The 25,654-nt window shown below is 70.0% G+C and carries 19 protein-coding genes; 12 read left to right on the top strand and 7 right to left on the bottom strand.

Going from position 1 to position 25,654, the window contains the following annotated elements:
- Window positions 1-31 precede the first annotated feature (31 nt).
- Window positions 32-1,135: a porin gene (locus tag ACFPOE_RS19315; protein ID WP_376851953.1), complete on the top strand. Its 1,104-nt coding sequence runs from the start codon at window positions 32-34 to the stop codon at window positions 1,133-1,135.
- 47 nt (window positions 1,136-1,182) lie between these two features.
- Here ACFPOE_RS19315 and ACFPOE_RS19310 read toward each other — a convergent pair whose 3' ends face one another.
- Entirely contained in the window at window positions 1,183-2,436 is a 1,254-nt protein-coding gene (locus ACFPOE_RS19310; RefSeq protein WP_376851952.1) for an MFS transporter, read from the bottom strand.
- Window positions 2,437-2,438: 2 nt separating this feature from the next.
- Window positions 2,439-3,440: a YncE family protein gene (locus ACFPOE_RS19305; RefSeq protein WP_376851951.1), complete on the bottom strand. Its 1,002-nt coding sequence runs from the start codon at window positions 3,438-3,440 to the stop codon at window positions 2,439-2,441.
- 76 nt (window positions 3,441-3,516) lie between these two features.
- Between ACFPOE_RS19305 and ACFPOE_RS19300 the strand changes: the two genes are divergently transcribed.
- Window positions 3,517-4,488, top strand: a complete 972-nt coding sequence (locus tag ACFPOE_RS19300; RefSeq protein WP_376851950.1) for a chromate resistance protein ChrB domain-containing protein — start codon at window positions 3,517-3,519, stop codon at window positions 4,486-4,488.
- 17 nt (window positions 4,489-4,505) lie between these two features.
- Window positions 4,506-5,702: a chromate transporter gene (locus ACFPOE_RS19295; protein ID WP_376851949.1), complete on the top strand. Its 1,197-nt coding sequence runs from the start codon at window positions 4,506-4,508 to the stop codon at window positions 5,700-5,702.
- A gap of 22 nt (window positions 5,703-5,724) precedes the next feature.
- On the opposite strand, the gene ACFPOE_RS19290 is transcribed toward ACFPOE_RS19295, so the two are convergent.
- The 4 genes from ACFPOE_RS19290 to ACFPOE_RS19275 form a co-directional block, all read right to left on the bottom strand.
- The gene (locus ACFPOE_RS19290) at window positions 5,725-8,919 is read right to left on the bottom strand and encodes a helicase-related protein (RefSeq protein WP_376851948.1); all 3,195 of its coding nucleotides are present in this window, start codon (window positions 8,917-8,919) and stop codon (window positions 5,725-5,727) included.
- 120 nt (window positions 8,920-9,039) lie between these two features.
- Window positions 9,040-9,705: a hypothetical protein gene (locus tag ACFPOE_RS19285; RefSeq protein WP_376851947.1), complete on the bottom strand. Its 666-nt coding sequence runs from the start codon at window positions 9,703-9,705 to the stop codon at window positions 9,040-9,042.
- Between the two features lie 41 nt (window positions 9,706-9,746).
- Window positions 9,747-11,891, bottom strand: coding sequence for an alkaline phosphatase family protein (locus tag ACFPOE_RS19280; protein WP_376851946.1), 2,145 nt, complete (start codon window positions 11,889-11,891; stop codon window positions 9,747-9,749).
- Window positions 11,892-12,170: 279 nt separating this feature from the next.
- Window positions 12,171-14,264: an alpha/beta hydrolase domain-containing protein gene (locus ACFPOE_RS19275; RefSeq protein ID WP_376851945.1), complete on the bottom strand. Its 2,094-nt coding sequence runs from the start codon at window positions 14,262-14,264 to the stop codon at window positions 12,171-12,173.
- Between the two features lie 229 nt (window positions 14,265-14,493).
- On the opposite strand from ACFPOE_RS19275, the gene ACFPOE_RS19270 reads away from it, so the two are divergent.
- On the top strand, window positions 14,494-15,912 hold the full coding sequence (locus tag ACFPOE_RS19270) for a sulfatase-like hydrolase/transferase (protein ID WP_376851944.1): 1,419 nt from the start codon (window positions 14,494-14,496) through the stop codon (window positions 15,910-15,912).
- Between the two features lie 89 nt (window positions 15,913-16,001).
- On the opposite strand, the gene ACFPOE_RS19265 is transcribed toward ACFPOE_RS19270, so the two are convergent.
- A complete protein-coding gene (locus ACFPOE_RS19265; RefSeq protein ID WP_376851943.1) occupies window positions 16,002-16,388 on the bottom strand; it encodes a RidA family protein in 387 nt (128 codons plus the stop codon).
- Window positions 16,389-16,534: 146 nt separating this feature from the next.
- On the opposite strand from ACFPOE_RS19265, the gene ACFPOE_RS19260 reads away from it, so the two are divergent.
- From ACFPOE_RS19260 to ACFPOE_RS19225, 8 genes are all read left to right on the top strand, one after another.
- Window positions 16,535-18,088, top strand: coding sequence for an ABC transporter substrate-binding protein (locus ACFPOE_RS19260; RefSeq protein ID WP_376851942.1), 1,554 nt, complete (start codon window positions 16,535-16,537; stop codon window positions 18,086-18,088).
- 82 nt (window positions 18,089-18,170) lie between these two features.
- Window positions 18,171-19,112: an ABC transporter permease gene (locus tag ACFPOE_RS19255; RefSeq protein ID WP_376851941.1), complete on the top strand. Its 942-nt coding sequence runs from the start codon at window positions 18,171-18,173 to the stop codon at window positions 19,110-19,112.
- A 3-nt stretch (window positions 19,113-19,115) separates the two neighbouring features.
- The gene (locus tag ACFPOE_RS19250) at window positions 19,116-19,955 is read left to right on the top strand and encodes an ABC transporter permease (protein ID WP_376851940.1); all 840 of its coding nucleotides are present in this window, start codon (window positions 19,116-19,118) and stop codon (window positions 19,953-19,955) included.
- Complete coding sequence (locus ACFPOE_RS19245) at window positions 19,952-20,953, top strand: ABC transporter ATP-binding protein (RefSeq protein WP_376851939.1); 1,002 nt, start codon at window positions 19,952-19,954, stop codon at window positions 20,951-20,953. Before ACFPOE_RS19250 ends, ACFPOE_RS19245 begins: the two co-directional genes overlap by 4 nt.
- Window positions 20,950-21,927, top strand: coding sequence for an ABC transporter ATP-binding protein (locus tag ACFPOE_RS19240; protein WP_376851938.1), 978 nt, complete (start codon window positions 20,950-20,952; stop codon window positions 21,925-21,927). Before ACFPOE_RS19245 ends, ACFPOE_RS19240 begins: the two co-directional genes overlap by 4 nt.
- Window positions 21,924-23,207, top strand: a complete 1,284-nt coding sequence (locus tag ACFPOE_RS19235; protein ID WP_376851937.1) for a type III PLP-dependent enzyme domain-containing protein — start codon at window positions 21,924-21,926, stop codon at window positions 23,205-23,207. Before ACFPOE_RS19240 ends, ACFPOE_RS19235 begins: the two co-directional genes overlap by 4 nt.
- The gene (locus ACFPOE_RS19230) at window positions 23,208-24,119 is read left to right on the top strand and encodes a MurR/RpiR family transcriptional regulator (protein ID WP_376851936.1); all 912 of its coding nucleotides are present in this window, start codon (window positions 23,208-23,210) and stop codon (window positions 24,117-24,119) included.
- Complete coding sequence (locus tag ACFPOE_RS19225) at window positions 24,116-25,582, top strand: N-acyl-D-amino-acid deacylase family protein (protein ID WP_376851935.1); 1,467 nt, start codon at window positions 24,116-24,118, stop codon at window positions 25,580-25,582. Before ACFPOE_RS19230 ends, ACFPOE_RS19225 begins: the two co-directional genes overlap by 4 nt.
- The last annotated feature ends 72 nt before the right edge of the window (window positions 25,583-25,654 follow it).

Genomic DNA, 25,654 nt, shown 5'->3' with positions numbered 1-25,654 from the left:
GCGACCAACAACAACTCCGGAGACATCGACAATGAACGCTTTCGCCAACCAGATCTTCAAGAGCCCGCTGCGCCGGCTTCCCGCCCTGCTGACCCTGGCCGCCGCCGCCTGCGCCGCGCAGGCGCAGTCCAGCGTGCAGCTGTACGGCATCATGGACGCAGGGGTGCAGGTCAGCGACACCGGCGCGCCCGGGCAGGGACGCCAGTATGAAGTCGGCACCGGCAACCAGGCCGGCACCCGGCTCGGCTTTCGGGGCACGGAGGACCTCGGCGGCGGGCTGAAAGCGGTGTTCAACCTCGAGATGGGCATCTTCAACGACACGGGCGCGCTGATCACCTTCGGCGAACCTTCCAACATCGTGTTCGGCCGCCGTTCGGTGGTCGGGTTGCAGAGCGCCTTCGGCGACATCATGCTTGGACGCGACTACACCCCGGCATGGTGGAACATCTTCCAGACCGACCGCTTCCGGCTCGGCATGCCGGGAACGATCGCCACCTCCAGCCAGGTGGCCGTGACCCGCGCCAACAACGGCATCTTCTATACGTCGCCGGTCCTGGGCGGCGGCTTCCGGGGCCGGCTGGCGTACACGCTGGGGGCCGAAAGCAGTTCTCCGCGCGACCTCGGCCGGCTGGCCGGCGCCCAGGCGGAATACCGCTCCGGCGGCCTGCTGCTGACCGCCGCGGCGCAGACCCGCACGGACCTGGTGCCCGGCTCCACGACCAACACCGCCCGACTGAAGGAGCGCGGCGCGGGGCTGGAATACGCAGTCGGCAACTACACCGTGAGCGCCGGCTACTGGGCCACCGATCCCGTGACCGCCACGGTCGGCGCCGTGGACCGCAGCCGGGCCGCGTGGCTCGGCGGCACGGTGCGGCTGGGCGTCGGGCAGATCACGGCGCAGGTCACGCGCACGACGATGGACGTCTTCGGCCGCGGCACCGGCCGGGCAATCACCGCCGGCATCGCCTATGTGCATTCGCTGTCCAAGCGCACCTCGCTGTACGCCGGGATCGGGACCGTCCGCAACGATGCGAATTCCCGCTTGCCCCTGAACACCGGCACGCAGCGCGTCGGCGGGACTGTGTTCGACGCCGATCCGCGCGCGCTGGTGGTCGGCATGCGGCACGACTTCTGAGCGGGCGCGGGGCGGGCGCGGCGCCGTCCCCGCCGCCAGCATGCCAGCTACGAGCCCGGCTTCTCGCTGCGCATGGCACGCCAGAGCGCGAGGTCGTAGCCGATCTTGAGCACGCCGCAGGCCACCAGCGGCGCCGCAATGAAGCCGGCCGACAGCAGCGCGCCACTGAGCATCGGGCTCAGCGCGGCTGCCAGGCTGCGCGGCACGGCCGTGAAGCTGCTGGCCGCCGGACGCTCGGCCGGGGTCACGATGGCCATCACATACGCCGTGCGCGTCGGCACGTCCATCTGCGACAGGGCGCTGCGCACGAACAGCAGCCCCAGGGCGAGCGGCAGGTTCGGAGCGAGGGCTGCCAGCACCAGGCAGACGTTGGCCGGAAGATGCGTGAAGACCATCGTATTGAGCAGGCCGATGCGCTGGGCGACCAGCGGGGCGGCAAGCTGGGACGCGGCGCTCAGCAGCCCGGACAGGAAGAAGAAGCTGCCGGCCTGCGTGAGCGACAAGCCGAAGCGCTGCAGCAGCCACAAGGCGAGCAGCGAATTGACGACCAGCCCGCCGGCGAAGGCGTCGACGCTGAACAGAGCCGCCAGCCGCACCACGACACCGCGCGAGGGCCCCAGCGGAACGGCCGGCCCCGGCCCGGCGGCGGCGGCCTGCGGCAGGCGCCGGTACAGCCACCACACCACGAGGCCGATCGCGCCGTACAACACGAACATCGCGCGCAGCGCCGTCAGCCGCGGGATCGACGCCTGGCCGGCCAGCCAGTCGGGCACCCCCACCGCCAGCGCGCCGGCGGCGGCGCTGAGGGCGCCAAGCACGCTGTAGCGGGCGAACAGCGTGGTGCGCGCCTGGCCGGCGGCGGCCGCCGACAGGCGCGCGTGCTCCAGCGGCAGGAACACGCTCACGTCGCCGGAGCTGGGGTTGAGGGTGCCGACCAGCGCGACGACCAGCAACGCAAGGAAGGACGACGACCAGGTGGCGAAGCCGACGCCGGTGGCGGCCATCAGCAGCGCGGCGCCGCGCAGCAGGCTGCGCGAGTGGAACCGGTGGCCCCAGGCGCCCACCGCCAGCGTCGCCATCGCCGAGCCGATCATGGTGGTGGTCGCGATGACGCCGACCTCCTGCGTGCCCCAGCCGGCCGCCAGCAGAAAGGCGGGCAGCAGCACCGCCATGTAGCCGTCGGCGAAGGCGCGCAGCGCCCGGGCGACGAGCAGGGGCAGCGCATCCGGATCCACCCCTGCCGGCAGCAGCAGGCGCGCCGCCGCCGCGCGCAGCGAAAGATCCGGGGCGCCGGCGGGCATGCCTAGCGGACCTTGAAGGCGCGGATCTGCGCCGGCACCGGGCCGCGCGACGGCACGGCGACGAACAGCTGCGAGCGCTCCGGCACGAACAAGCCGGTGCGGGCCCCGGCCGCAGTCGGCAGGCGCTGGGCGATCTCATAGTGGTCCGGATCGATCTGGCGCACCACGTCGACCACGCCCTCGCCGCAGACGGCATAGAGCTGGCGCCGGCTGCCGTCGAAGAACAGGTCGTCGGCGTCGCCGCAGACCGGCAGCGCGGCGACGCGGCGGCCACTTGCCGTGTCATAGGCCAGCAGCTGCGCCGGCTGCCGGGTGGCGACGAACAGGCGCCGCCCCGGCTCGTCCAGGGCCATCGCGAAATTGCCCCTGGCGCCGGCCACCGGCCAGGTCGCCGTGACCTTGCCGCTGGCGCGGTCCACCACCGCGATGTGCCCGGCCCCGGGCACGTTGACGAAGATCCGGCCGCCCTGCCGCTCCAGTTCGAAGGCCTCGGGATGGCCGGACAACTCGATCCGCTGCACCCGCCGCAGCGTGCCAGCCTCCAGCACGGCCAGCGCGTGCCCGTAGCCGACATACAGCCGCCCCGCTTGCGCATCGAGCCGCAGGTTGTCGGCGTCGTCGAGGTCGTCTGCAGTGGCGACGGCGGGCGGTCCGGCCGCGGCGAAAGCCTGGACGTTTCCGGCCGATCCATTGGCGACGAACAGGCGCTGCCCGCTTGCCGCGTAGGCAACGCCCTGCGGTTCATGCAGGGACCGGATGCGTGCCAGCCGCCGGTCGGCGGCGAGGTCGACCACCTCCAGGGAGTCCGCACCCAGGGCCGCGATGAACAGGCGATTGGCTTGGAGGTCGATCGCCAGATGGTCGATCCGCCCGCCCACGGCAGGAAGCTCGATGCTGCTCTCCGGCACGAGCGGCTGGGCGCTCGCCGGCCACACCGCCAGCAGCAATGCGGCGAAGAGCGCAAGGGCGGGCAGCGGGAAGGACGCGTCGCGGGGCAGGGGCATGGGGAGTTGGCCGGCGCTCCCCGGCATCGGAGAGCAATGGATGAAACGAAGTCTACATCGATGTATGCTTCGTGACATGGCATCGCCCCCGGACCCGTCATGGCTTCTGCTGGTGGTCTCGCTCCCGACCTCGGGCGCGACCGCCCGCATGCGCATCTGGCGCAGCCTGAAGACGCTGGGCTGCATGCCGCTGCGCGACGGCGCCTACCTGCTGCCGGCCGGCGCCCAGCGCGAGCAGGCCCTGCAGGAGCTGGCCGACGAGTGCACCCTGGAAGGCGGCACCGCGTGGTTGATGGCCATTGCGCCGCGCAGCGCTGCCGAGGCTGCCGCCTACCGGCAACTGTTCGACCGCTCGGACGACTACGCCGGCTTGCGCAAGACGTGGAAGGATGCGAACCGCAGCTTGCACGCGCTGACGGCCACCGAGCTGGTGCGCTTGCAGAAACGGCTGCAGCGCGAGTACGACGCCGTCCGCGCCGTCGATTTCTTCGGCGGCGAAGCGGGCAAGGAGGCCGAAGCGGCCTGGACCGAGCTGGGCAAGCGGATCGGCGCCCTGCTGTCGCCCGACGAACCGCACGAAGCGGCGGGCCAGGTGCCGCGGCTCGAGCGGGACCAGTACCAGGGCCGCCTGTGGGCGACCCGCCGCCACCTGTGGGTGGACCGCGTCGCCAGTGCCTGGCTGATCCGCCGGTTCATCGACGGCCAGGCGCGCTTCCGCTGGCTCGCCAAGCCCTCGGACTGCCCCAGGAAGGCGCTGGGCTTCGACTTCGACGGCGCGGCCTTCAGCCACGTCGCGGACCGGGTGACCTTCGAGACCCTGATGGCCGCCTTCGGCCTGGAGCAGGACGCCGCCCTGCTGCGGATCGCCGCCATCGTCCACGTGCTCGATGTCGGCGGCGAGCCGGTGCCGGAAGCCAAGGGCTTCGAGGCCGTCATGGCCGGGGCGCGCGAACGCCTGTCCGGCGACGATGCGCTGCTGGCGGACATCAGCGGCGTGCTCGATTCGCTCTATGCGCACTTCGAACGCGAAGCGCGCGCCCGGACCTGAACCGCGGAGAACCTCAGATGAACGACATCGAAGCAAACGCAGCCGGCGGCGAACCGGCCGGCCCCGGGGCGGCCGGCTACACGCTCTGGCAACTGGTGCGCTACATGCTGGGCCTCGGCACATGGGGCTTCGGCGGGCCGGTGGCGCTGGTGGGCTACATGTACCGCGACCTGGTCGAGCGGCGCGGCTGGATCTCCGAGAGCGACTACAAGGAAGGCATGGCGCTGGCGCAGCTGATGCCCGGGCCGCTGGCCGCGCAGCTGGCAATCTATCTCGGCTACGTGCACTACCGGATCCGCGGCGCGACGCTGGTGGGGCTGAGCTTCGTGCTGCCCTCGTTCTTCATGGTGGTCGCGATCGGCGCGGTCTATGTCGCCTATGGCGGCATCGCCTGGATGCAGGCCGTGTTCTACGGCGTCGGCGCGGCGGTGATCGGGATCATCGCGCTGAGCGCCTACAAGCTCACCACCAAGAACATCGGCAAGGACAAGCTGCTGTGGGCGATCTTCCTGGCGAGCGCGGCGGTGACGGTGATCACGCAGTCCGAGATCGTCTGGGTGTTCCTCGGCGCCGGCGTGCTGGTGTGGCTGTGGCGGGCGCCGCCGCGCTTCGGCCCGGGCGTGCACGGCATCGCGGTGCCGCTGGCGGCGTGGTTCTCGCTGGAGGCGATCGACTGGCACAAGCTCGGCCAGATCGGCGCGTATTTCGCCTACGCGGGCAGCTTCGTGTTCGGCAGCGGCCTGGCGATCGTGCCCTTCCTCTATGGCGGGGTGGTCAAGGAATACGGCTGGCTCACCGACCGCCAGTTCGTGGACGCGGTCGCGGTGGCGATGATCACGCCCGGCCCGGTGGTCATCACCACCGGCTTCATCGGCTTCCTGGTGGCCGGCTTCTGGGGCGCGGTGGTGGCCGCGCTGGGCACCTTCGTTCCCTGCTACCTGTTCACCATCCTGCCGGCGCCCTACTTCAAGAAGCACGGCAAGCGGCCGGCCATCGTGGCCTTCGTCGACGGCGTCACGGCCGCCGCCATCGGCGCCATCACCGGCGCGGTCATCGTCATCGGGCAGCGCTCGATCACCGACTGGGTGACGGCGGCCATGGCGCTGGCGACGGTGGCCATCCTGTGGCGCTTCAAGAAGATCCCCGAGCCGGCGATCGTGCTGGCGGCGGCGTTCATCGGCCTGGCCGTGAAGTCCTTCGGGCCGCATGCATGAGCGGCCCGGCGGCAGAGAACGCCTAGCGCCGGCGGCTGTCGAACGCCTCTTTCGAGGTCTGGCCGAAGCCGTCCTGGCGCAGCAGCTCGCGCTCGATGTAGCGGCCGACCTGCGTGCGCAGCCCGGCCACGTCCTGGGCCTGCACGAACACCTGCGGAAACTTGAAACTGAGCCAGGCGTACAGGCTGATGTCCTTGCTCATGTGCTCGGCCGGCTCCAGGTAGCCGGGATGGCCCTGGTCCAGCCAGGCGCCGGCCTGGGGCAGCGCCAGCGGCCGCTTCGCCAGGAAGGCCCGCAGGCAGATCTCGAAGTAGTCGCGCTCGTTGTCCTTGTCGCTGGAGATCGGCGCGCAGGACCATGTGAACTTCTCCTGCAGGCTCATGCCGGGCGCCAGCCGGTCCACCAGGTGCGCCAGCGTGGTCTGCTCCTCCAGGCCGGCGGTCTCGAACAGCGAGCTGTGGGCCGCGATGCGGGTGGCGAAGTACGCCAGGATCGCGCCGATGTGCTGGGTCCCCAGCAGCTGGGCGAGCGCCTCGATGTGCCACGGGCTTGGCGCGATGGCCAGCGCGAACATGGCGCTCGGTTCCTCCTCCAACAGCATCCTGCGGATGTGCGGCAGGTCCTCCCGGTCCAGCGCCGACACCAGCCCCTTGGGGTGCATGCCGTAGCGCCCTGCCCGGCCGGCAATCTGGCGCACCTCGGTGGTGTTGAGCGGCCGGGTCTGCACGCCGTCGAACTTGTGGACCGTTGAAAACACCACGCGGTGCACACGCAGGTTCAGGCCCATGCCGATGGCGTCGGTGGCGACCACGATGTGGGCCTCGCCGGTGGCGAAGCGTTCCGATTCGGTCCTGCGCACTTCGGGCGCCAGGGCGCCGTAGATGGTCGCGACGCTGAAGCCCTGCTCGCGGTAGCGCGCGCTCAGGGTGAGCACGTCCTTGCGGGAGAAGGCGATGACGGCATCGCCCGGCTGCAGGCCGCGGCCCATGCCCTTCTTGCCCCGCTGGCCGCCGGTGACGTTCTCGACTTCGACCTCCAGCGGCGTCTTGCGCTGCAGCCAGGCGGTCTGGTGCGCTTCCCCGATGGCGTCGAGCACCTGGATGCAGGATGCGTGGACGGACGGCGAGCCGCAGACATACACGTCCCGCGCCGGCACGCCGACCAGCGCCGCGGTCCAGGCCCAGCCCCGCCCCGGGTCGCGCAGCATCTGGATCTCGTCGATCACCGCGACGTCGACCTCGTTCTGCGGGTTCATCATCTCCATGGTGCAGGCCGTGTGCCGGGCACCGGGCACGATGTCGTGCTCCTCGCCGGTCATCAGGTTGCACGGGATGCCCTGGGCCGTCAGGCGGTCGCGGATCTCCATGGCCAGCAGCCGCAGCGGCGCCAGGTACACACCGGACCGGGCGTTCTGCAGCGCGATCAGCGCTTCGTAGGTCTTGCCCGAATTGGTCGGGCCGAGCTTGAAGTGGATGCTGCGCTGCAGGTCCCGCGCCACTGGGAAGGCCTGCGGATAGTCCTTGAGCTTGACCAGCTCCTGGGCCCGCTCCGCCTCGATGCGCTTGAGGAGCTGGCCGACCGACTCCACCAGCACGCTTTCGACGCCCTGGGCCAGGTCGCTCTGCCGGATGCCGCGCTCGAGCGCGGTCTTCACGCCCTCCTGCACCTGCATGCGCTGCTGCGGGGTCAGCGCGCCGGCGTATTCGTCCAGCAGGTCCGACACGCCATCGGCCAGCTGCTGCGCGATCCGGGCCTGGGCCTGGGCCGAGAACGACACGCCGACGCGGGCGCTGAGCGAGCCCAGCTCGTTCGGGCTCTTCGGGGGTGCGACCCTGGCCTCCAGCCGCACCCGCGCCTGCCAGGTGGCCGGGCCCTCCAGCGTCTCCACCGCAATCGGGAGCGCCACCTGCTTGGTCCAGACCATCTCGTTCGTGTCGTGGTGCAGCAGATGGCAGTCGTGCGTCTTCAGGACCTCGTCCATCGCCCGCGCCAGCCCCTGCCGCGTCCTTGCCTTGTCGACGCTGCGGATCCGCGCGCCGCGGTCGGCCGCGCTCATTCCCTCCAGGTCCGATTCGCGCCAGGCGTCGATCTGCTCCGTGGACAGCAATGCCAGGGCAGCCGGGTCGAACAGCATCTGGGCCGTGTCGCGCGACCACTTGGCCAGCGGCTTGGTGGTGGCGACCGCAATGCGCTGCAGCGCCACCCACTCGTCGAATTCCGCCCTGGTCACGAACATGGCGTGGGCCGCCTCCTCGCCATTCAGGAGCGATTTCTCCCACTGCCGGCGCGCCTCGTTGCGCTGGCGCCGCTGTTCTTCCAGGCCGGCATGGTGCGCCTGCAGCGCCGCCAGCGTGTCGCCGTCCAGGCCGAACATCCTGCGCAGCGCCGAGGGGCTGGGACCCACGTCGTGCACGGTGCGAAAGTCCTGGCTGGCCGCGCCTGACTGCAGCGCCTCGTAGGCCGGCAGCGGAAAACGATTCTCTGTCACGCCATGCGCCTCGAACCAGGCCTCCAGGCGCGCAGCCGCAGCGGCCTTTTGCGCGGCCAGGCCGGCGCTGGCGGCCTGCAGGCGCTCGTCGCGCTCGCGGGCCTTGGCCTGCGACTGCTCGTTCGCCTGGCGCGCCAGCGATTCGTCGTGCGCGTTCTGCTGCGCCAGTCGCCGGGCAGCGGTCTGGGCGAAACGCGGGTCGGCCTGGGCCAGGGCCAGGCGGTCGGCCCGCTCCGTGACCCCCCAGGGACGGGCGGGCCGATGGCTCGCCGCGGCGGGCGCCGCCGCAATGCTGGCCATCTGGGCCGCCAGCGCCGTGGCCAGGGCTGCGGCCTGGTTGAAGTCCAGCGCCGGATGCGCGAGCCGGTGCAGCAGTTGCAGGGTTTGAGCGACCGGGCCCGCGCCGCCGTTGGCCTCGAACTGCCACACGAAGTCCGGATGGGCCGCCTCCCGGTCCAGGTTGGCCTCCAGGTCGGCCTGGCTGGAGGGCGTGCGCCACGCAGTGCGCACCTGCCCCCTGAGCCGGGCGAGCCGCTCCGGGGTCGCAGCCGCGCCCAGGAACCGGCGGCTGACCTGGTCGACCTGCTCGCTCACCACCCAGTTCGGGTGGGCGAAATGCAGGGTCTGGGAACTGGAATCGGGCGCCGGGCTGCCGACAGGTGCAGCGTTGCTGCTGGACGGGATCGGTTGGGCGGAGGGGAGAAAGTCGGCGTCGTGCGAATGGCTCATGGATCGATCGCATTTTATCGGGCCGCTGCCGCACGCCCGGCCCCCGCTGCGCTTGCCCCTTCGGATCGGCGGGACCGCCGAGGCTTTGCACGCCGTGCCGAGAGCCATGGAATCCAGCGCTCAGTCGCGTTCGATGTCCTGATTGGCGTCGTTGCGGACGTAGCCACGGCCGTCGACGGCGAACACCGACGGCGCGATGGGCCGCTGGTCGAGCTCGGTGACGCGCCACCGGACCTGCCCGTCCTGGCCAAGGATGGTGAGCGGCAACTGGTGGCGCGCGCTCCAGCAGATCTGCGCCACCCGTCCCGCCTGCGTCAGCGTGTACCACGTGCAGGACCCGACCGCGGCGGGCGCCCCGGGCGGCGCATCGGTGCGCGCCAGCCGGTAATCGCCCTTGGGATGGCGCAGCCCGTGCGCCAGGTCGAACCAGTCGGTCTGATTGCCGATGCGGTACAGGTTGGTCCTGGCGATCCGGGTCAGGATCTTGCGGCGCCGGTCGATCACCGTCATGTCGAACTCGGCGCCGCCGCGCTGCCTGGTGACATGCGTCTCGATGTCCGCGTCCGTCAGCCGCTTGAGCCGGGTCGCGCCCTCGCGCCATAGTTCGAGCTGGTGTTCGGCCTTGTCCGTCACGTAGACCGCCTTGAAGTGCATCGGGCCGCGCTCGTCCCCGGCGGCAAATACCCGGGCGAAGGACAGGCCGGCATTGGCCGGCGCAGTTGCGGCGGTCGCGCCCGCCAATGCCGGCGTGGTGGCCACGATTGCGAGCAGGGCCGTCCGGACCACGCCAGCGCCCCGTTGCCGGCCCGCGCCCCTGGGGCCCGCCTTCACTGCCGCACCGCCTTGGCGGAGTCGAAGTAGCGGTAGGTCCTGTTGTCCACCGTGAGGTCCTTCACCGCCAGGTTGATGGTGTAGCTGCCGGCGGACAGCGCGCTATCGACGGTGGCTCCGGTGGGGTCCGTCGGCAGTTCGAAGCGCAGGCCTGTCGCAGCGGCCGCCGGGGCCACGACCGACGCGGCGACGGCGGGTTGCGAGGCCGTCGAAGGGCTCGTCAGCGACTCGTTGATGACTCGGCCATCGGCCTTGGGCATGGCCAGGCCCAGCAGGTAGGCGACGGTGGGCGCAAGGTCGACGTTGCCGGTCGGCGTCTGGAGCGTGGTCGCGGGCTTGAACGACGGGCCGCTCGCGATCAGCGTGTTGTGGACGTCGGCGACACCGAAACTGCCATGCATGCCGCGCTGTCCTCCCATGCTCTCGAACTCGATCCCGGGCATGCCGTTGACCGCCGTGTCGTTGTCCCAGTTGAAACTGACGACCACGTCCGGCTGGCCGCTGTTCTGGCGGCTGGCGTTCTCCAGATTCACCTGGTCCATCGTCAACGTGCCCGGGATCGCGCCGTAGCGGCTGTCGACGAACACTGCGCCGTACTCCTCGCGCTGCTGCAGGTACCTGACCAGGCTGCGCACCGTGGCGACGTCATGGCCCGGCACGTAGAAGTAGTCGGAGCCGCCATTGGCGGCGACCACGATGGCGTTGGCGGGCAGCTGGCCGGGCGCCGGCACCTTGAAGCTGGCCACCGGCGCCGGCAGCGATGCACTGATCGCCTGGTACTTGGCATTGGCAACGCCGCATAGCGTGCCGGTGGTGTCCAGCCGCACCGGCACCGTCGGTGCGCCGGAGCCGTTCAGGCCAAGCATGGCCGAGGTGGCGCAGCCCGACCCGTCATAGGCCTTGAAGCCGCGGAAGGTCAACAGGTCGGCCGAGCGAACGTCGCCGGAGAACGAGAAGCCGTTCGCCGCCGGGGCGCCGATCGACGCCGCGCTGGTGCCGCTGGTGGAGCCGTTGACGGCCGGGCCGTCGGGCGCCGTCGCCGACGCCTTGATGGCGCGCAGCGGGTAGAGGTTGAGCGGGCCCGAGACGCTGGAGTGTCCGTGGTCGGACACCACCACGATGTTGGTGGACCCGTCCATGGCGTTGGCCTTGAGCGCGGCCATCAACTCGCCGAGCCGGGCGTCCTGGGAACGCAGTCCGGCGATCGCGTTCGGCGTTCCGGGTCCGTACCCGTGTTCGACGTTGTCGGGCGTGCGGAACCAGACCAGCGACAGCATCGGCTTCTTCTTCGGCAGGATGTACTGCGTGAAGAGCGACAGCATGTAGGCATTGGACGCATTCTCCGGCGCGCCCTGCGTGGCGTCGGTGGCGTCACGGGCGGCCACCGTCAACCCACCGGCCGGATCGTAGGCGGTGGTGTTGAACGTGATGTAGCCTGCCCGTGAGGTCGGGTTGCCGTTGCCGGACGCCAGGGTGACCGCGTCGGCGCCGGAGTAGCCCTTGGGCGTGTTCGCAGGCAGCGCCAGGCCGGCCGTCTGCAGCTCGGTCACAAGGCTGCGCGGCATGACCGTGTTCTCGTCGACAAAGGAGCTGCCCTTGCCGAGGTCCTGGATGTAGGCGGCGCCGGTCTTGCCGATGACGGCCGTCGTGAGGCCGGCGGCCTGGGCGGTGGCGAACAGGCTCTTGACCAGCAGCAGCTGGCCGCCGTAATAGTCGTTGAGCGTCGCCAGCACCTGGTAGTCCTCGGTGAAGACGGGATCGACGTAGTCCTGGCTGGTGCCGGCCGCACTCGATCCCGCGGGGATCGTGTTGCCTGCACCCTGGGGCGGGACCCAGAACGTGTTGCCGTAGAAGCCGCTGGTCTTCGGGTAGGACCCGGTGGCGAACGACGAGCCGTTCATCATGGTGAAGGTGGGATAGGTCGAATGGTTGTCGCTGAAATTGACACCCGCCTGCCGCAGCGCATACAGGTTCGGGGTGTCGGTCGGATTGACCGAGTCCGGCCGCAGGCCGTCCCAGACCATGACGATCGTCCGCGTCGGCGCGAGGACGGCGGCGGCGGACGAATCGCCGCCGCCGCACGCGGTCAGCAGCGCCGTGCAAACAAGGACGGACGCTGTCATCTGACGGAATGGTTTCATGCGCTCAATCTCCTGTGGATGGAAGGTCGCTGGCGACGGGGACGTTTCCCCGGGCTCTGGCGAGCGGAAGATAGCGAACGCGCATGTCAGGATGATGACCAGGGGCCGCCGGGGCGCCCTGGAACAAGCGCATGGCAAGCCGGATCGCAGGTGCCCGTCGTGGACGGGCGATCGAGCGTGTCAATGCCATGACAAGCCGACCTGCGTGAACGGGTCGAATAGTGACTCGTCGAATGCACCGACCAAGTGGTGCGGCGACCATCCCGACAGGAACGCGCCTCAGCGCAGCACCTGGCTCGCCGCGGCCTCCTTCACCAGGCGCTCGGCATCCTCCGGCAGCAGGAAACTGGCGCCCAGCGCCTTGTCGGCCGCCTTCCTGACCGCCGCCACGTATCCCTCGTGGCTGCCATACCGCTCCTGCAGCGAGAGCCGCGGATCGCCCATCGCGATCCGCTCTGCCCGTGTCTTGGCGAACGGGATCATGCCGCCGACGTAGTTGCAGATCTGCCCCTGGTGGAAAGGGCGGGCGCCGCCGGCCGTGATGTTCCAGCCCAGGTAGGTGCCCAGCGGCGCGTCGCGCAACACCACGGGCACGCCGCCGAGCTCGTTGCCGTCGGCGTCCACCTTGGGCGCCAACATCGGCAGCACCTGCCGGATGGGCGGCGGCACCTGGGCGGCCACCCCCGAGCCGTCCACGGCATTGAATTGCGGGCCCCAGTCGTAGTCGAGCACCGGCATGATGAAGTCCGGCTCCGGCACGGTAGGCCGCAGCTGCGGCAACGTGGGGAAGCCCATCGCCGTCTTGTTGGCCGCCACCAGCGTGCCCCCCTTCAGCGTGGGCCACTGGCTGGGTGGAGGCTCCACCCCCTTCATCACCCAGTTGCGGAAGTGCACGCGCAGGGCATTGACGGTTTCCGTGTGCGGCATCGGGTTCGCCGCCAGCAGGCCCGTCCCGTAGGTGTTGCCCGGGCAGGCCGGGCCGGCGACCGGCAGCGCCGCGCCCGGCACGCTGGTGTCGAAGCCCCCGGCACCGCCGCCATGGTTGCTGGCGGCGATGTAGTAGCGGCGCACGTTGGGCGGCAGCGGCAGGTCGGCCCGCGCGTCGGTTCCCACCCACTCGGGCGTGAGTTTCAGCGCCCACACCTCGGCGGAACCGAAGTGCTCGATGATCTTGGGGCAGGTGCCCGTGGCAGTGCAGCGGTCAAGCAGGCCCACGGCCGGGCCGCCGCGCACCGGGTCAGGCTGTGGCAGCCACCATTGCGGCCCTTCGCTGCCGGCCTGGTACAGCTCCAGGACGCCATCGGGCTGGGCCCAGCGGAAGTTCAGCGCAATGCGGCGCCCGGCGATGATCGGCCACAGTCCGTCGTGCACCTGCCGCCCCGATTCGTCGCGGTTGAAGCCCAGGTGCAGCCAGCCGCGCAGGAAGTTGCCCGATTGCGACACGCCGCGTCCGATGCTGTGCGTCACGGCACCGGCCACCGGGTTGGACGTGCCGGCATCGTCGGCGCGCGTCGTCTTGAAGAACACGGCCAGGTCGCGCCAGGCGGCAAGGCCCACGCCCAGCGCGTAGGCATCGGCCGACTTGAAGACCACCTGGTACAGCTTGCCGGCGTCGAATCCGTTCTTCAGGCAGATCTGGCTCGCATCCGGCGTGCCGGGAAAGGGGTGGGCGGCGTCGCATCTGGCCCAGGCCCAGTCGGCCGGCGCAATGGGCGTCTCGCCGATCACCTCCCCCCGCGTCGATTCGGCCACGCGCGAAACCAGCCGCGACTCGCGCGTGTCCAGGCTGATCGGCCTGTACGGCACCGGATTGGTCTGCACGATCAGCGGTTGCGATCCCGGACCCGAGCGGTTGACGATGCGGCCGAAGACGTCACCCGTGACGGGCGAGCCATCGGGCATGCGGGCGATGGGCAGCTTCAGCCAGTGCGGCTGGTCCACGGCGGCCGTTTCACGCACCCGGGTGGCGCCGGCGTTGTCGCCTTGCCAGGCGCTGGTGAGGTCGATGTCGCCATTGCGGCGTTCGGCCGGCACGTTGGGCCGCCGCAAGCCGCGATTGGGAACCTCGTGCCACATCAGGCCGCTGGCCCGCGCCAGGTCCACCGGCTTGGTGATCACGAAGGTGGCGACGTAGCGCACCCTGCCGTCCGCGTCCTTGACCAGTTGCACGTCGTTGATGATGGCGTTGGCGGGCGACGCCGGGTCCAGCTCGCCGAAGGCGCGGCCTGCGATCTGCTCGGTGGGAACGCCGCCGGAGTCGGCAGCCGGCAATGGGCGGACCTCGTCGATCACGATGCGCGTGACCCGGGCTTGCGCCAGCGGCATCGCGAGCGCGAGAGCCAGGGGTGCCAGGAAGGCGCAGTTGCGGGCCATGTCTTGTCTCCTGTTGTGCCGGCATCCTAGCGCAGCCGCGCGGCGTCAACAGACGAGCCGTGGGCGCAATCGTCGGCTCTCCGCGGGCGCGCGCAGATACCGGCGGACTTCGTTGTCACGCCGTTCGGGCGCCGTTGCGCACCACCGGTCGCTTCATCCCTGGGGCAGTACCGGCCGGCGGACTTGGCAGACATTGGCTGGGTATAGTGAAGACTCAACCAAAACCCCCATGCCCCTGCGCGTCCCTGCGGCTTACTTCCTGGCTTTCTTCCTGATCGGGTTTGTCCACTGGCTCGGCGCCAGCGTGGGCAATCCGACGATCGACGCCATCCTCTACCACTGGCACTACAGCACCGGCATCAATTTCACGTTCACCAGGATCTTCTTCCTGACGTTCATTGCGGAATGCATCGCCTTCCCGCTCCTGCTGGCGGTGGGGGCGACGTTCCTGCAAGCCCTGGTGCAACGGCTGATGCGACGCGGGCCCGCACCGGGCCGGTGGGGGCTGGCCGTCGCTCCGTCGGCCCTGGCCATCTGCTGCGGCATCATGGTCGTGATGCTGAAGCTGTCGGTGGTGAGCTGGATCGGCTACAAGCTCGGCCCCGACCATTTCGCCAGCGAGTACATGGACCCGGACAAGGCCGTGCTGCGGCCCGGGCATCTGAAGAACCTGCTCCTGGTCTACGTTGAAAGCCTCGAAGAGAGCTATGGCGACGCCGGCGTCTGGGGCCGCGACCTGCTGACGCCGCTGCAGCATGTCGGCGGGGTGAGCTTTCGCAACTACCGCACCACGCCCGGCTCGTCGTGGACCATCGCCGCCATGGTTGCAACCCAGTGCGGTGTCCCCCTGCGCTTCGTGCAGACGGACATGAACCAGCAAAATCCGCAGCTGCGCGTCTTCCTGCCGGGCGCCGTCTGCCTGGGGGACATCCTGCACCGCTTCGGCTACCGCAACGTCTTCATGGGCGGCGCGCCGCTGTCCTTTTCCGGCAAGCGGCAGTTCCTGCAGGACCACCACTTCGATGCGACCTACGGCCGCACCGAATGGCTCAAGGAGGGCATCGCCCCGGGCTCCTTCAACGAATGGGGACTGTACGACGACGAACTGCTGCGCCAGGCCCGCAAGCGGCTGGTCGAGCTGCATGACTCCGCCCAGCCCTTCAATCTCACTGTGCTGACGCTGGACACCCACAATCCGTACGGCTACCGGTCGCCCACCTGTCGCGCCCGCGGGATCAAGACCTTTGTGGACATCGTGGAATGCACCACCGGGCAGGTGGCGGAGCTCGTGAAGTTCGCCACCGACAAGGGATACCTGAAGGACACGCAGATCATCGTGATAGGCGACCACCTGGCCAAGTCGAACCCGGTGGCCGACACACTGGATGAGATCCCGGACCGCCGGATCTTCAACCGCTTCGTTTCCGAGAACATGCCGCAGCAGAACACCGATGACATCATGCCCTTCGACCTGTTTCCGTCGATCGTGCAGCTCCTTGGCATCGACGTTCCCGGCGATCGGCTGGGACTGGGATACACCGCATTCGCGGCGCGGCACGTTGCGCGCCCGGCGTCGCGGAAAGCAGGGCTCGGGTTCCCATCGCTGAGCGGCTCCCGGGAGTACGAACGGCTATGGAGCCAACCGTGACCGGCAGCGCCACTGTCGTGGCAGGACCGGCCGGCCGAGCCCGGCGCCCTGCAGGGAATTGACGGGGCCGGGCGCGTCCGCGCGGACGGCTATCGCGGGCTGTACGCCACGACGTCGATCTCGACCCGAGCGTCCACCATCAGCCGGGCCTCGGTGGTCGAGCGCGCCGGCTTCTTCTCGCCGAAGTAGCCCATGTAGATGCGGTTGAAGCTGCCGAAGTCGCGCGCATCCTGCAGCCACACGGTGGTCTTGCACACGTCGTCCAGCGTGCAGCCGGCCAGCGCCAGCACCTTGCCCAGGTTCTTCATCACCTGGTGGGTCTGCGCTTCGATGCCGCCGACGACGATCTCTCCGTTGTCGTCGGCGGGCACCTGGCCCGAGACATAGACGAAATCACCCGCGCGCACGGCGGGCGAGAACGGGCGGGGCTGGCGGTCGGAAGCGACGGGCGGGTTGCCCAGGTGTTCTAGCGGCATGGAGGAGCTCTCTGGAAGTTGTTTTCGGTCCGAACCTGAAATGTATTTTCAAAAACAAGCCAGTTTCTGCGGGTTTCCCCTGAAATGGAGGTTATTTTGCCGACTTATGCTTCACGGCTGAAATTAACTTCCATCTCGGAGCTCGTATGACACCTGGCAACCCCATCCCTCGCCGCACCGCCCTGGCCGCGCTTGCGGCACTCGGCGCGGCGGGAACCGGCATCGGGGCGGCGCACGCCCAGGGCGGCAAATCGGCGCTGAACCTGGCCATGGTGGCCGAGCCGCCGACGCTGGACATCATGTCGACGCCGGCCGACCTGGTCTGCATCATCATGCAGCACGTCTACGAGCCGCTGTTCACCTTCGATGCGAAGGGCGCGCTGGTCCCCATGCTGGCCGAGTCCATGCCGAAGATCTCCGCGGACGGCAAGCTTTACAGCATCGCCCTGCGCAAGGGCGTGATGCTGCACAGCGGCCGCGAACTGGATGCGGACGACGTGGTGGCCAGCCTGAAGCGCTGGATGGACGTCTCCCCGCGCGGCAAGTCGGTGGCCGCGCAGGTGGCCGGCCTGTCCGCCAAGGGCCCGCTGCACGTGGATATCAGCATGAAGAACGCCTATGCGCCGCTGCTGTCGCAGTTGGCGATGGCCTCCGGCATGGCCGCCATCATGGCCAAGGAATCGCTGGCGCAGCCGCTGCGCGAGTACGTGGGCACCGGCCCCTACAAGTTCGTGGAGCGCAAGCCCGACCAGTACGTGCTGCTGGCGCGCTTCGCCGGCTATTCCGCCCGCAAGGAGGCGGCCAGCGGCTACGGCGGCAAGCGGGCCGCCCTGGTGGAAGAACTGCGCTTCGTGCCCGTGCCCAACGCCAACACGCGGGTGGAGGGCGCGCTGGCCGGCCAGTTCCACTACGCCGACCTGCTGCCGATCGAGGCGCTGGCCCGCCTGGAAAAGACCAACGGCAAGGTGGTGCCCATCATGACGCCTTCGTTCGGCTTCCCCTACCTGGTGTTCAACACCAAGGAAGGCTCGATGGCGCAGAAGGCCGTGCGCAAGGCCGTGCAAACCGCGCTGGGCGAAGGCGAGATGCTGGCCGCCGGTTTCGGCGACACGCGCTTCTTCACGGTGGAAGGCAACCACTTCCCCAAGGGCTCGCCCTTCTATTCGGCCGCGGGCACGGAGAACTACAACCAGCGCGATGCCAAGAAGGCCAAGGGCCTGGCCGCGCAGGCCGGCTACAAGGACGAGCCGGTGCGCATCCTCACCAGCCGCCAGTACGACTTCCACTACAACATGGCGCTGGTGATGGCCGAACAGCTCAAGCGGGCCGGCTTCAAGGCGGAGCTGAACGTCGTCGAGTGGGCCACGCTGCTGCAGCGCCGGACCGACCCCAAGCTGTGGGACATCTACATCACGCACTCGGGCCAGTTCCCCGAGCCGATGCTCTCGCCGCCGCAGCTGGGCGACGGCGCGCCCGGCTGGTGGAGCTCGCCCGCCAAGCAGGAGGCGCTGGCCGCGTTGAACCAGGAGCCCAACCCCGCCAAGCGCGGGCCGCTGTGGGGCAAGGTGCAGCAGGTGGTGTATGACGAAGTGCCCTACATCAACGTCGGCAAGTTCGCGAGCCTGTCCGCCCGCGCGCCGTCGCTGCAGAACTACACGCCCTACACCTATCCCTTCTTCTGGAACGTGAGCCTGAAATGACCGCCGCGCTTGCCACTGCGTGGACTGTGCTGCCCCCCGAGCGGGCTTCAGCCGCCCTGGGGCGGTCCGGCGGCGGCCGAGGGTGACACGCATCCTGTTGTCGCGGCTGGGCGGCATGCTGGTCGTCATGGCCATCGTGGCCGTGCTGGTGTTCATCCTGACGCGGGCGGCCCCGGGCGACCCGGTCGCCGTGCTGCTGGGGGACCAGGCCACGGCGCAGGACATCGCCCGCGTGCAGAAGGTCTACGGCCTGGACAAGCCGCTGCCCGTGCAGTTCGGCCTGTGGCTCAAGGAGCTGGCGCACGGCAACCTGGGCGAATCCATCTTCCTGCAACGGCCGGTGACGCAGGCGCTGTGGGAGCGCGCCGAGCCCACCACGCTGCTGTCGCTGATGGCGATCGGCATCGCGGCGCTGATCGGCGTGCCTTGCGGCATCGCCTCGGCGGTGTACCGGGGCAAGGCGGTCGACCAGCTGGCCACCGGCTTCGCGATGCTGGGGGCGAGCGTGCCCAGTTTCTGGTTCGGCCTGGTGCTGATGGAGATCTTCGCGGTGTCGCTGGGCTGGTTCCCGGTGTCGGGCTACGGCGGGCCGGGCGCGTCGCTGGCGGAAAGGCTGCACTGCCTGGTGCTGCCCGCGGTGGTGCTGGGCGTGCTCAATTCGGCACTGATCATCCGCTTCACCCGCGCTTCCATGCTCGACGTGCTGGGCGAGGACTACGTGCGCACGGCCCGCGCCAAGGGCCTGGCGGAAAGCCGCGTGGTGCTCAAGCACGCGCTGCGCAACGCGCTGGTGCCCATCGTCACCGTGCTCGGGCTGACGGTGGCGCTCATGATCGGCGGCGCGGTGGTCACGGAAACCGTGTTCGGCCTGCCCGGCGTCGGCAGCCTGGTGGTGAGCGCCGTGGTGCGGCGCGACTATCCGGTGATCCAGGGCGCGCTGCTGGTGGTGGCGGTGATCTACGTGGTGATCAACTTCCTGATCGACATGCTCTACACGCTGGTCGACCCGCGCGTGAAGTACTGAGCCATGCAGCTGCCGCTCCTGCTTCGCAAGCTGTTTCGCCGCCGCATCGTGCTGGCGGCCGCCATCGCGCTGCTGCTGGTGGTGTTCGTCTCGCTGTTCGCGGGCTGGCTGACCGGCTTCGACCCGAACGAGACGGCGGTGCGCGAGCGCCTGTCCCAGCCTTCGGCGGCGCACCTGTTCGGCACCGACGAGCTCGGGCGCGACCTGTTCGCGCGCATCGCCTTCGGCGGCCGCTATTCGCTGACCATCGCCCTGCTGACGGCCATCGGCTCCACCGTCTTCGGCACCCTGTTCGGCCTGGTCGCCGGCTTCCTGCCGCGGCTGGACGCGCCCGTGATGCGGGTGGTGGACGCGATGATGTCCTTCCCCGACATCCTGCTGGCGATCGCGCTGGTGGGCATCCTGGGCCCTTCGATGCTGAACGTGGTGTTCGCGCTGGTGCTGGTCTACACGCCGCGGGTGGCGCGGGTGGTGCGCGCGTCCACGCTCGTGGTGCGCGAGCTGCTGTTCGTGGAGGCAGCGCGCGCGGTCGGCGTCTCCACCGCGCGCATCCTGGCACGCCACATCCTGCCGAACCTGATGTCGCCGATCCTGGTGCAGGCTTCCTTCATCTTCGCCTACGCCATCCTGGCCGAGGCGGCGCTGTCGTTCCTGGGCGTCGGCGTGCCGCCGGAGATTCCCACCTGGGGCACCATGGTGGCGGGCAGCCAGCAGTACGCCCACCAGGCGATGTGGGTGGTGCTGTTTCCCGGCGTTGCCATCATCCTCACCGCGCTGTCGCTGCAGCTGCTGGGCGACGGCATCCGCGACCTGCTGGACCCGCGCCTGAGGAAGTCGATGTGAACCGTCTCCAAGTCCGCGGCCTGAGCACCTCCTTCGACACCGACGAAGGCCTGGTCCGTTCCGTGGCCGACGTCAGCTTCGACGTTCGCGCCGGCAAGACCACCGCGATCGTCGGCGAATCGGGCTCCGGCAAGTCGGTGACCAGCCTGACGCTGATGCGGCTGCTGCCGCGCGACGCGGCCACCCGGGTCAGCGGCCAGGCCCTGTTCGTCAACCGCGCCGACGAGACGCTGGACCTGCTCACCTTGCCCGAGCCGCGCATGCGCGCCGTCCGTGGCAACGAGGTCGCCATGGTGTTCCAGGAGCCGATGACCAGCCTGAACCCGGTGTTCAGCATCGGCGAGCAGATCGCCGAGTCGCTGCGCCTGCACAAGGGGCTGGGCGGCGCGGCGGCGATGGCCCAGGCGCTGCGGATGCTGGAACTGGTGGAAATCCCGGCGGCGGCGCAGCGCCTGCGCGAGTACCCGCACCAGCTGTCCGGCGGCATGCGCCAGCGCGTGATGATCGCGCTGGCCATGGCCTGCGATCCCACGCTGCTGATCGCCGACGAACCCACCACGGCGCTGGACGTCACCATCCAGGCGCAGATCCTGGCCCTGATGCGCCGTCTGCAGGCCGAGACCGGCATGAGCATCCTGTTCATTACGCACAACCTGGGCGTGGTGGCGCACCACGCGGACGACGTTGCCGTCATGTACGCAGGACGCATCGTGGAAGCCGCCGCCGTCGGCGACCTGTTCGCGCGCCCGCAGCACCCCTACACGCAGGGGCTGCTCGCATGCCTGCCGGCCAAGCAGCGCCGCAGCGAGCACCAGGGCAAGCGGCGCCTGTACGCGATCCGCGGCCAGGTGTCCAGCCCGCTGGCGCCGCCGCCCGGCTGCGCCTTCGAGCCGCGCTGCGACCAGGCGCTGCCGGCCTGCAGCGCCGCGATGCCCGACCTGCGCGCCACAGTCGCGGGCGGCAGCGCCCGCTGCATCCTGGTGCCGGAGGCCGCATGAGCGTGGCCGCTCCATTGATCGAGGTGCGCAACCTGCGCAAGTTCTTCGGTCCGGCATCGCGTCCGGTGCGCGCCGTGGACGACGTCTCTTTCACCATCGAGCCCGGCGAAACCCTCGGCCTGGTGGGCGAGTCGGGCTCGGGCAAGAGCACCATCGGCCGGGCCCTGCTGCGCCTGATCGACAGCACCTCGGGCAGCGTGAGCTACCGCGGCGAAAACCTGGTGACGGCAAGCGGCAGCCGCATGCGCGCGCTGCGCAGCAAGCTGCAGATGATCTTCCAGGACCCCTATGCCAGCCTGAACCCCAAGATGCGGGTGCGCGACATCCTGGGCGAAGCGCTGCACACCCATGGGCTGGCGCCGGGCAAGGCGGCGACCGCCGCCCGCGTCGCCGAACTGCTGCGGCTGGTCGGCCTGCCGCCGGAACATGCGGCCCGCTATCCGCATGAATTCTCGGGCGGGCAGCGCCAGCGCATCGGGGTGGCACGCGCACTGTCGGTGCAGCCCGAGTTCATCGTCGCCGACGAGCCGCTGTCGGCGCTGGACGTGTCCATCCAGTCGCAGGTGGTGAACCTGCTGTGCGACCTGCGCGACCAGCTGTCGCTCACCATGTTGTTCATCTCGCATGACCTGGACGTGGTGGAATACCTGTGCGACCGGGTGGTGGTCCTCTACCTGGGCCGCGTGATGGAAGTGGCGCCCACGGCGCAGCTGTTCGCCCGGCCGCTGCATCCCTACACGCATGCGCTGCTGGCCGCCTCGCCGCGGCCGGACCCGACGACCCGGATGGTGCATGTCCCGCTCAAAGGCGACATGCCCAGCCCGGTGGACCCGCCCTCGGGCTGCGTCTTCCGCACCCGTTGCCCGTACGCGCTGCCGGCCTGCGCCCAGGTGCGGCCCGAGCCGCGCGACATGGGCGGCGGGCGCCTGAAGGCGTGCATCCGCGACGACATCGACCTGCCTGCCATTCCATGAACCTGCAAGACCTCCTCGATCCCACCCTGGACGCTTCCTCCAAGGGCTTCCCGCACCATGCGCCGCCGCTGCGCCGGTCGGCCATCGGCAGCCAGGGCTGGAACGTGCTGCGCGGCGACCTGCCGCTGCCGCTGGCCGTGATCCGGCGCGATGCGCTGGCCGGCAACCTGCAGTGGATGCAGCAATTCGCGGCGGCGCATGGCGTGGGCCTGGCACCGCACGGCAAGACCACCATGTCGCCGCAACTGTTTCGCAGGCAGCTCGATCAGGGCGCATGGGGCCTGACCTTCGCCACGGTGGTGCAGCTGCGTGCGGGGGTGGCGGCGGGCGCGCGGCGCTGCCTGGTCGCCAACCAGGTCTTCCAGGCCATCGACCTGCAGGGCATCGCCGACCTGCGGCGGACCAACCCCGGTTTGCGGGTCGCCTTCCTGGTCGATTCGCAGGCCCAGCTCGAACTGATCGCCGCCTGGCATGCCGGGCACGGCGACACGGCGCCCTTCGACGTGCTGCTGGAGATGGGCGTCGACGGCGGCCGCACCGGCTGCCGCAGCCACGCGCAGGCCCTGGCGCTGGCGCGGGCCTTGCGCGCCAGCGCGGCCACGCGCCTGGTGGGCATCGAGTGCTACGAAGGCCTGGGCGCCACCGGCGATTCGGCCGCGGACACGGCCTATGCGGATGCCCTGCTGCAGCGCGTTCGCGCCATCGCGCAGGCGTGCGATGGCGAGCAGCTGTTCGAGACCGACGAGATCCTGCTCACCGCCGGCGGCTCCGCCATCTTCGACCTGGTGGCCGACCAGCTGAAGATGAAGCTGTCGCTGCCGGTGCAAGGACTGCTGCGCTCCGGCTGCTACGTGACACACGACCATGGCACCTACCATCGCTTCATGAGCGCGGTGGCCCGGCGCATGGGCTGCGGCCACGGCCTGCATGCCGCCATGGAGGTGTGGACGGCGGTGCAGTCCTGCCCCGAGCCGGGCCTCGCGATCCTGGCAGTCGGCAAGCGCGACATCTCCTACGACCTGGAGCTCCCGCTTCCCATCGCCTGGCGCGCGCAGGATGGCACGGCCGTCCAGGCCGCGCCGCCGGACTGGAAGATCGCCGGCCTCAACGACCAGCACGCCTACCTGCGCGGCAGCGGCGCGGAGCACCAGGCGCTGCGCGTGGGCGACCTCGTCGCCCTGGGCATTTCCCACCCCTGCACCACCTTCGACAAATGGCGCTGGATGCCGGTGGTGGACGATCAATACAACGTGCGTGACGCCATCGTCACCTGCTTCTAGATGACTCCTCGCGTACTGGAAAAGATCGCCGAAATCATGGACCGTGCGCCGACGGCGCGGCGCAACGTGCTGGCGTTGATCCTGGAGGATCCGCAGCGGGTGCTGGACGAGACCTTCGAGGCCCTCGCCCAGCGGGCCAACAGCTCGGTGCCGACCATCATGCGCACCTGCCGCGACCTGGGCTACCCCGGGCTGCGCGAGTTCAAGCTGGCGCTGGCGCAGGAGCTGGCGGTCGGCGGCTCGCCGCTGAACCGGCGGGTGCGCATCGACGACGACACCCGGCAAGTGATCGCGAAGGTGACGCGCGGCGCGGCGCTGGTGATCAACAGCGTGCAGTCCCAGCTCGATGCGGGGGCCGTCCAGGCCGCGGCCGACGCGATGGCGCAAAGCACGCGCGTGGACTGCTATGGCGTGGGCGTCACCTCCAACTTCATGGCCTCGGACCTGCAGGCGCGCCTGTACCGCATGGGCGTGGTCTCCAACAGCTACCTCGACCCGCACCTGCAGCTGATCTCGGCCGCCACCATCGGCCCGGGTGGCGTCGTGATGGCGATCACCCACGTGGGCGGCATGCCGTCGCTGCTGGAGGCCGTCGACGTGGCGCGCTCGCAAGGCGCCACCGTGATCGCGCTGACCCAGCCCGGCTCGCCGCTGGCGGCGCTGGCGCACATCGTGCTGGGCGTCGAGGTCGCGCCCGACCCCGTGATGCCGGTGGGCCCCGAGGCCTACCTGGCCCATCTCGCCGTCATCGAGATCCTCACCGTCCTGGTGGCCCAGCGGCTGGGTGACAAGGCGGTGGACCGGCTGGCGCGGATCCAGCACACGCTGGAGACGCGCGGGGTGGACATGCAGCACCATCCCCGCCTCGACTGGGGCGAGGCCGCGAACGGCACCACCGGAGTGCCCGAATGACGCGCGCCATCCTGCTGGAAAACGGGCTGGTCGTGGACGGCACCGGCGCGCCCGCGCAGGTGGCGGACGTGCTGCTGCAGGCCGACCGCATCCTCGCCGTCGGGCCCGGCCTGCGCGAACAACTGCCCGCGGGGCTGTCGGCGCGCGATCTGGAAGTGCACGACTGCAACGGTCTGGCCGTCGCGCCGGGCTTCATCGACGTGCACACGCACGACGACGCCATCGTGCTCGATGCGCCCGGCATGTTCCCCAAGCTCTCGCAGGGCGTGACCACGGTCATCACCGGCAACTGCGGGCTGTCGCTCGCGCCCCATGTGGTCGACCAGCCGCGCGGTGCCCTGACGCTGCTTGGCAATTCCTTCAGGTACCCGTCCGTCGCTGCGTACGCACAGGCGGTCGCGGCCGCCCTGCCCGCCGTCAACGTGGCGGCGCTGATCGGCCACACCACGCTGCGCTCGGCCTGCATGCAGGACCTGGCACTGCCCGCCAGCGCGCAGGAACGGCAGGCCATGTGCGAGCTGCTGGAGCGATGCATGGCCGAGGGTGCGATCGGCCTGTCGTCGGGCCTGTTCTATGCCGAGGCCATGCCGGCGCCGGCGGCGGAAGTCACGCAGCTGGCGAAGGTGGTGGCCTGCCACGGCGGGGTGTATGCCACGCACATGCGCTCGGAGATGGCCGACATCCTGGAGGCGATGCACGAAGCCAGCGACTGCGCCTTCGAGGCCGGCGTGCCGCTGGTCATCTCCCACCACAAGTGCGCCGGCCCCGCCAACTGGGGGCGCACCCGGGAGACCCTGCCGCTGATCGACGCGCTGGCCGCGCGCCAGGACATCTCGATGGACGTCTACCCCTACGTGGCGGGCTCCACGGTGCTGCGCGAGGACCTGGTCGACGAAGTGATCGACGTGATGGTGAGCTGGTCGGCGCCGCACCCGGAGATGACGGGACGGATGCTCGCTTCCATCGCAGCCGAGTGGGGCACCACGCAGCGCGAGGCCTGCACGCGGCTGAAGCCCGGGGGCGCCTGCTATTTCCAGATGGACGAGGAGGACGTGCGGCGCGTGATCAGCCACCCGCGCAGCATGATCGGCTCCGACGGGCTGCCGCACGACCGCCATCCGCATCCGCGGCTGTGGGGCGCCTTTCCCCGGGTGCTGGCGCGCTACTGGCGCGAGCAGAACCTGTTCAGCCTGGAACAGGCGATCCACAAGATGACGGGCCTGTCGGCCCGCAACTTCCGGTTGCAGGACCGGGGGCAGGTCCGGGCCGGCTGGTTCGCCGACCTCGTGGTGTTCGATCCCGCGCGCATCCGCGACCTGGCCACTTACGAGCAGCCGCTGGCGCAGAGCGAAGGCGTGGCGCTGGTGTTCGTCAACGGCGCGCTGAGCCTGGACGCGGGCCGGGCCACGCCGGCGCGTGCCGGCCGGATGCTGCTCAAGCCCGCCGTTGCTGCGCGTGCCTGACGGGCACTCATCTAGCTGTGAAGCTTCAATAGGTTGTATCCGGTGTTCATCCGGATTGGGTTTGAGAGACTG

The sequence above is a fragment of the Caenimonas terrae genome, from assembly GCF_042655405.1.
GTDB classification, from domain to species: domain Bacteria; phylum Pseudomonadota; class Gammaproteobacteria; order Burkholderiales; family Burkholderiaceae_C; genus Ramlibacter; species Ramlibacter terrae_A.
This window is presented reverse-complemented; position numbering and strand designations above follow the sequence as displayed.

What these genes read in the sequence shown, in the direction of transcription:
- ACFPOE_RS19235 (WP_376851937.1), top strand. Translation starts at nt 21,924, where the DNA reads ATGAACCTGCAAGACCTCCTCGATCCCACCCTGGACGCTTCCTCCAAG.
- ACFPOE_RS19290 (WP_376851948.1), bottom strand. Translation starts at nt 8,919, where the DNA reads ATGAGCCATTCGCACGACGCCGACTTTCTCCCCTCCGCCCAACCGATC.
- ACFPOE_RS19275 (WP_376851945.1), bottom strand. Translation starts at nt 14,264, where the DNA reads ATGGCCCGCAACTGCGCCTTCCTGGCACCCCTGGCTCTCGCGCTCGCG.
- ACFPOE_RS19270 (WP_376851944.1), top strand. Translation starts at nt 14,494, where the DNA reads ATGCCCCTGCGCGTCCCTGCGGCTTACTTCCTGGCTTTCTTCCTGATC.
- ACFPOE_RS19315 (WP_376851953.1), top strand. Translation starts at nt 32, where the DNA reads ATGAACGCTTTCGCCAACCAGATCTTCAAGAGCCCGCTGCGCCGGCTT.
- ACFPOE_RS19260 (WP_376851942.1), top strand. Translation starts at nt 16,535, where the DNA reads ATGACACCTGGCAACCCCATCCCTCGCCGCACCGCCCTGGCCGCGCTT.
- ACFPOE_RS19265 (WP_376851943.1), bottom strand. Translation starts at nt 16,388, where the DNA reads ATGCCGCTAGAACACCTGGGCAACCCGCCCGTCGCTTCCGACCGCCAG.
- ACFPOE_RS19225 (WP_376851935.1), top strand. Translation starts at nt 24,116, where the DNA reads ATGACGCGCGCCATCCTGCTGGAAAACGGGCTGGTCGTGGACGGCACC.
- ACFPOE_RS19250 (WP_376851940.1), top strand. Translation starts at nt 19,116, where the DNA reads ATGCAGCTGCCGCTCCTGCTTCGCAAGCTGTTTCGCCGCCGCATCGTG.
- ACFPOE_RS19230 (WP_376851936.1), top strand. Translation starts at nt 23,208, where the DNA reads ATGACTCCTCGCGTACTGGAAAAGATCGCCGAAATCATGGACCGTGCG.
- ACFPOE_RS19280 (WP_376851946.1), bottom strand. Translation starts at nt 11,891, where the DNA reads ATGAAACCATTCCGTCAGATGACAGCGTCCGTCCTTGTTTGCACGGCG.
- ACFPOE_RS19310 (WP_376851952.1), bottom strand. Translation starts at nt 2,436, where the DNA reads ATGCCCGCCGGCGCCCCGGATCTTTCGCTGCGCGCGGCGGCGGCGCGC.
- ACFPOE_RS19305 (WP_376851951.1), bottom strand. Translation starts at nt 3,440, where the DNA reads ATGCCCCTGCCCCGCGACGCGTCCTTCCCGCTGCCCGCCCTTGCGCTC.
- ACFPOE_RS19300 (WP_376851950.1), top strand. Translation starts at nt 3,517, where the DNA reads ATGGCATCGCCCCCGGACCCGTCATGGCTTCTGCTGGTGGTCTCGCTC.
- ACFPOE_RS19240 (WP_376851938.1), top strand. Translation starts at nt 20,950, where the DNA reads ATGAGCGTGGCCGCTCCATTGATCGAGGTGCGCAACCTGCGCAAGTTC.
- ACFPOE_RS19295 (WP_376851949.1), top strand. Translation starts at nt 4,506, where the DNA reads ATGAACGACATCGAAGCAAACGCAGCCGGCGGCGAACCGGCCGGCCCC.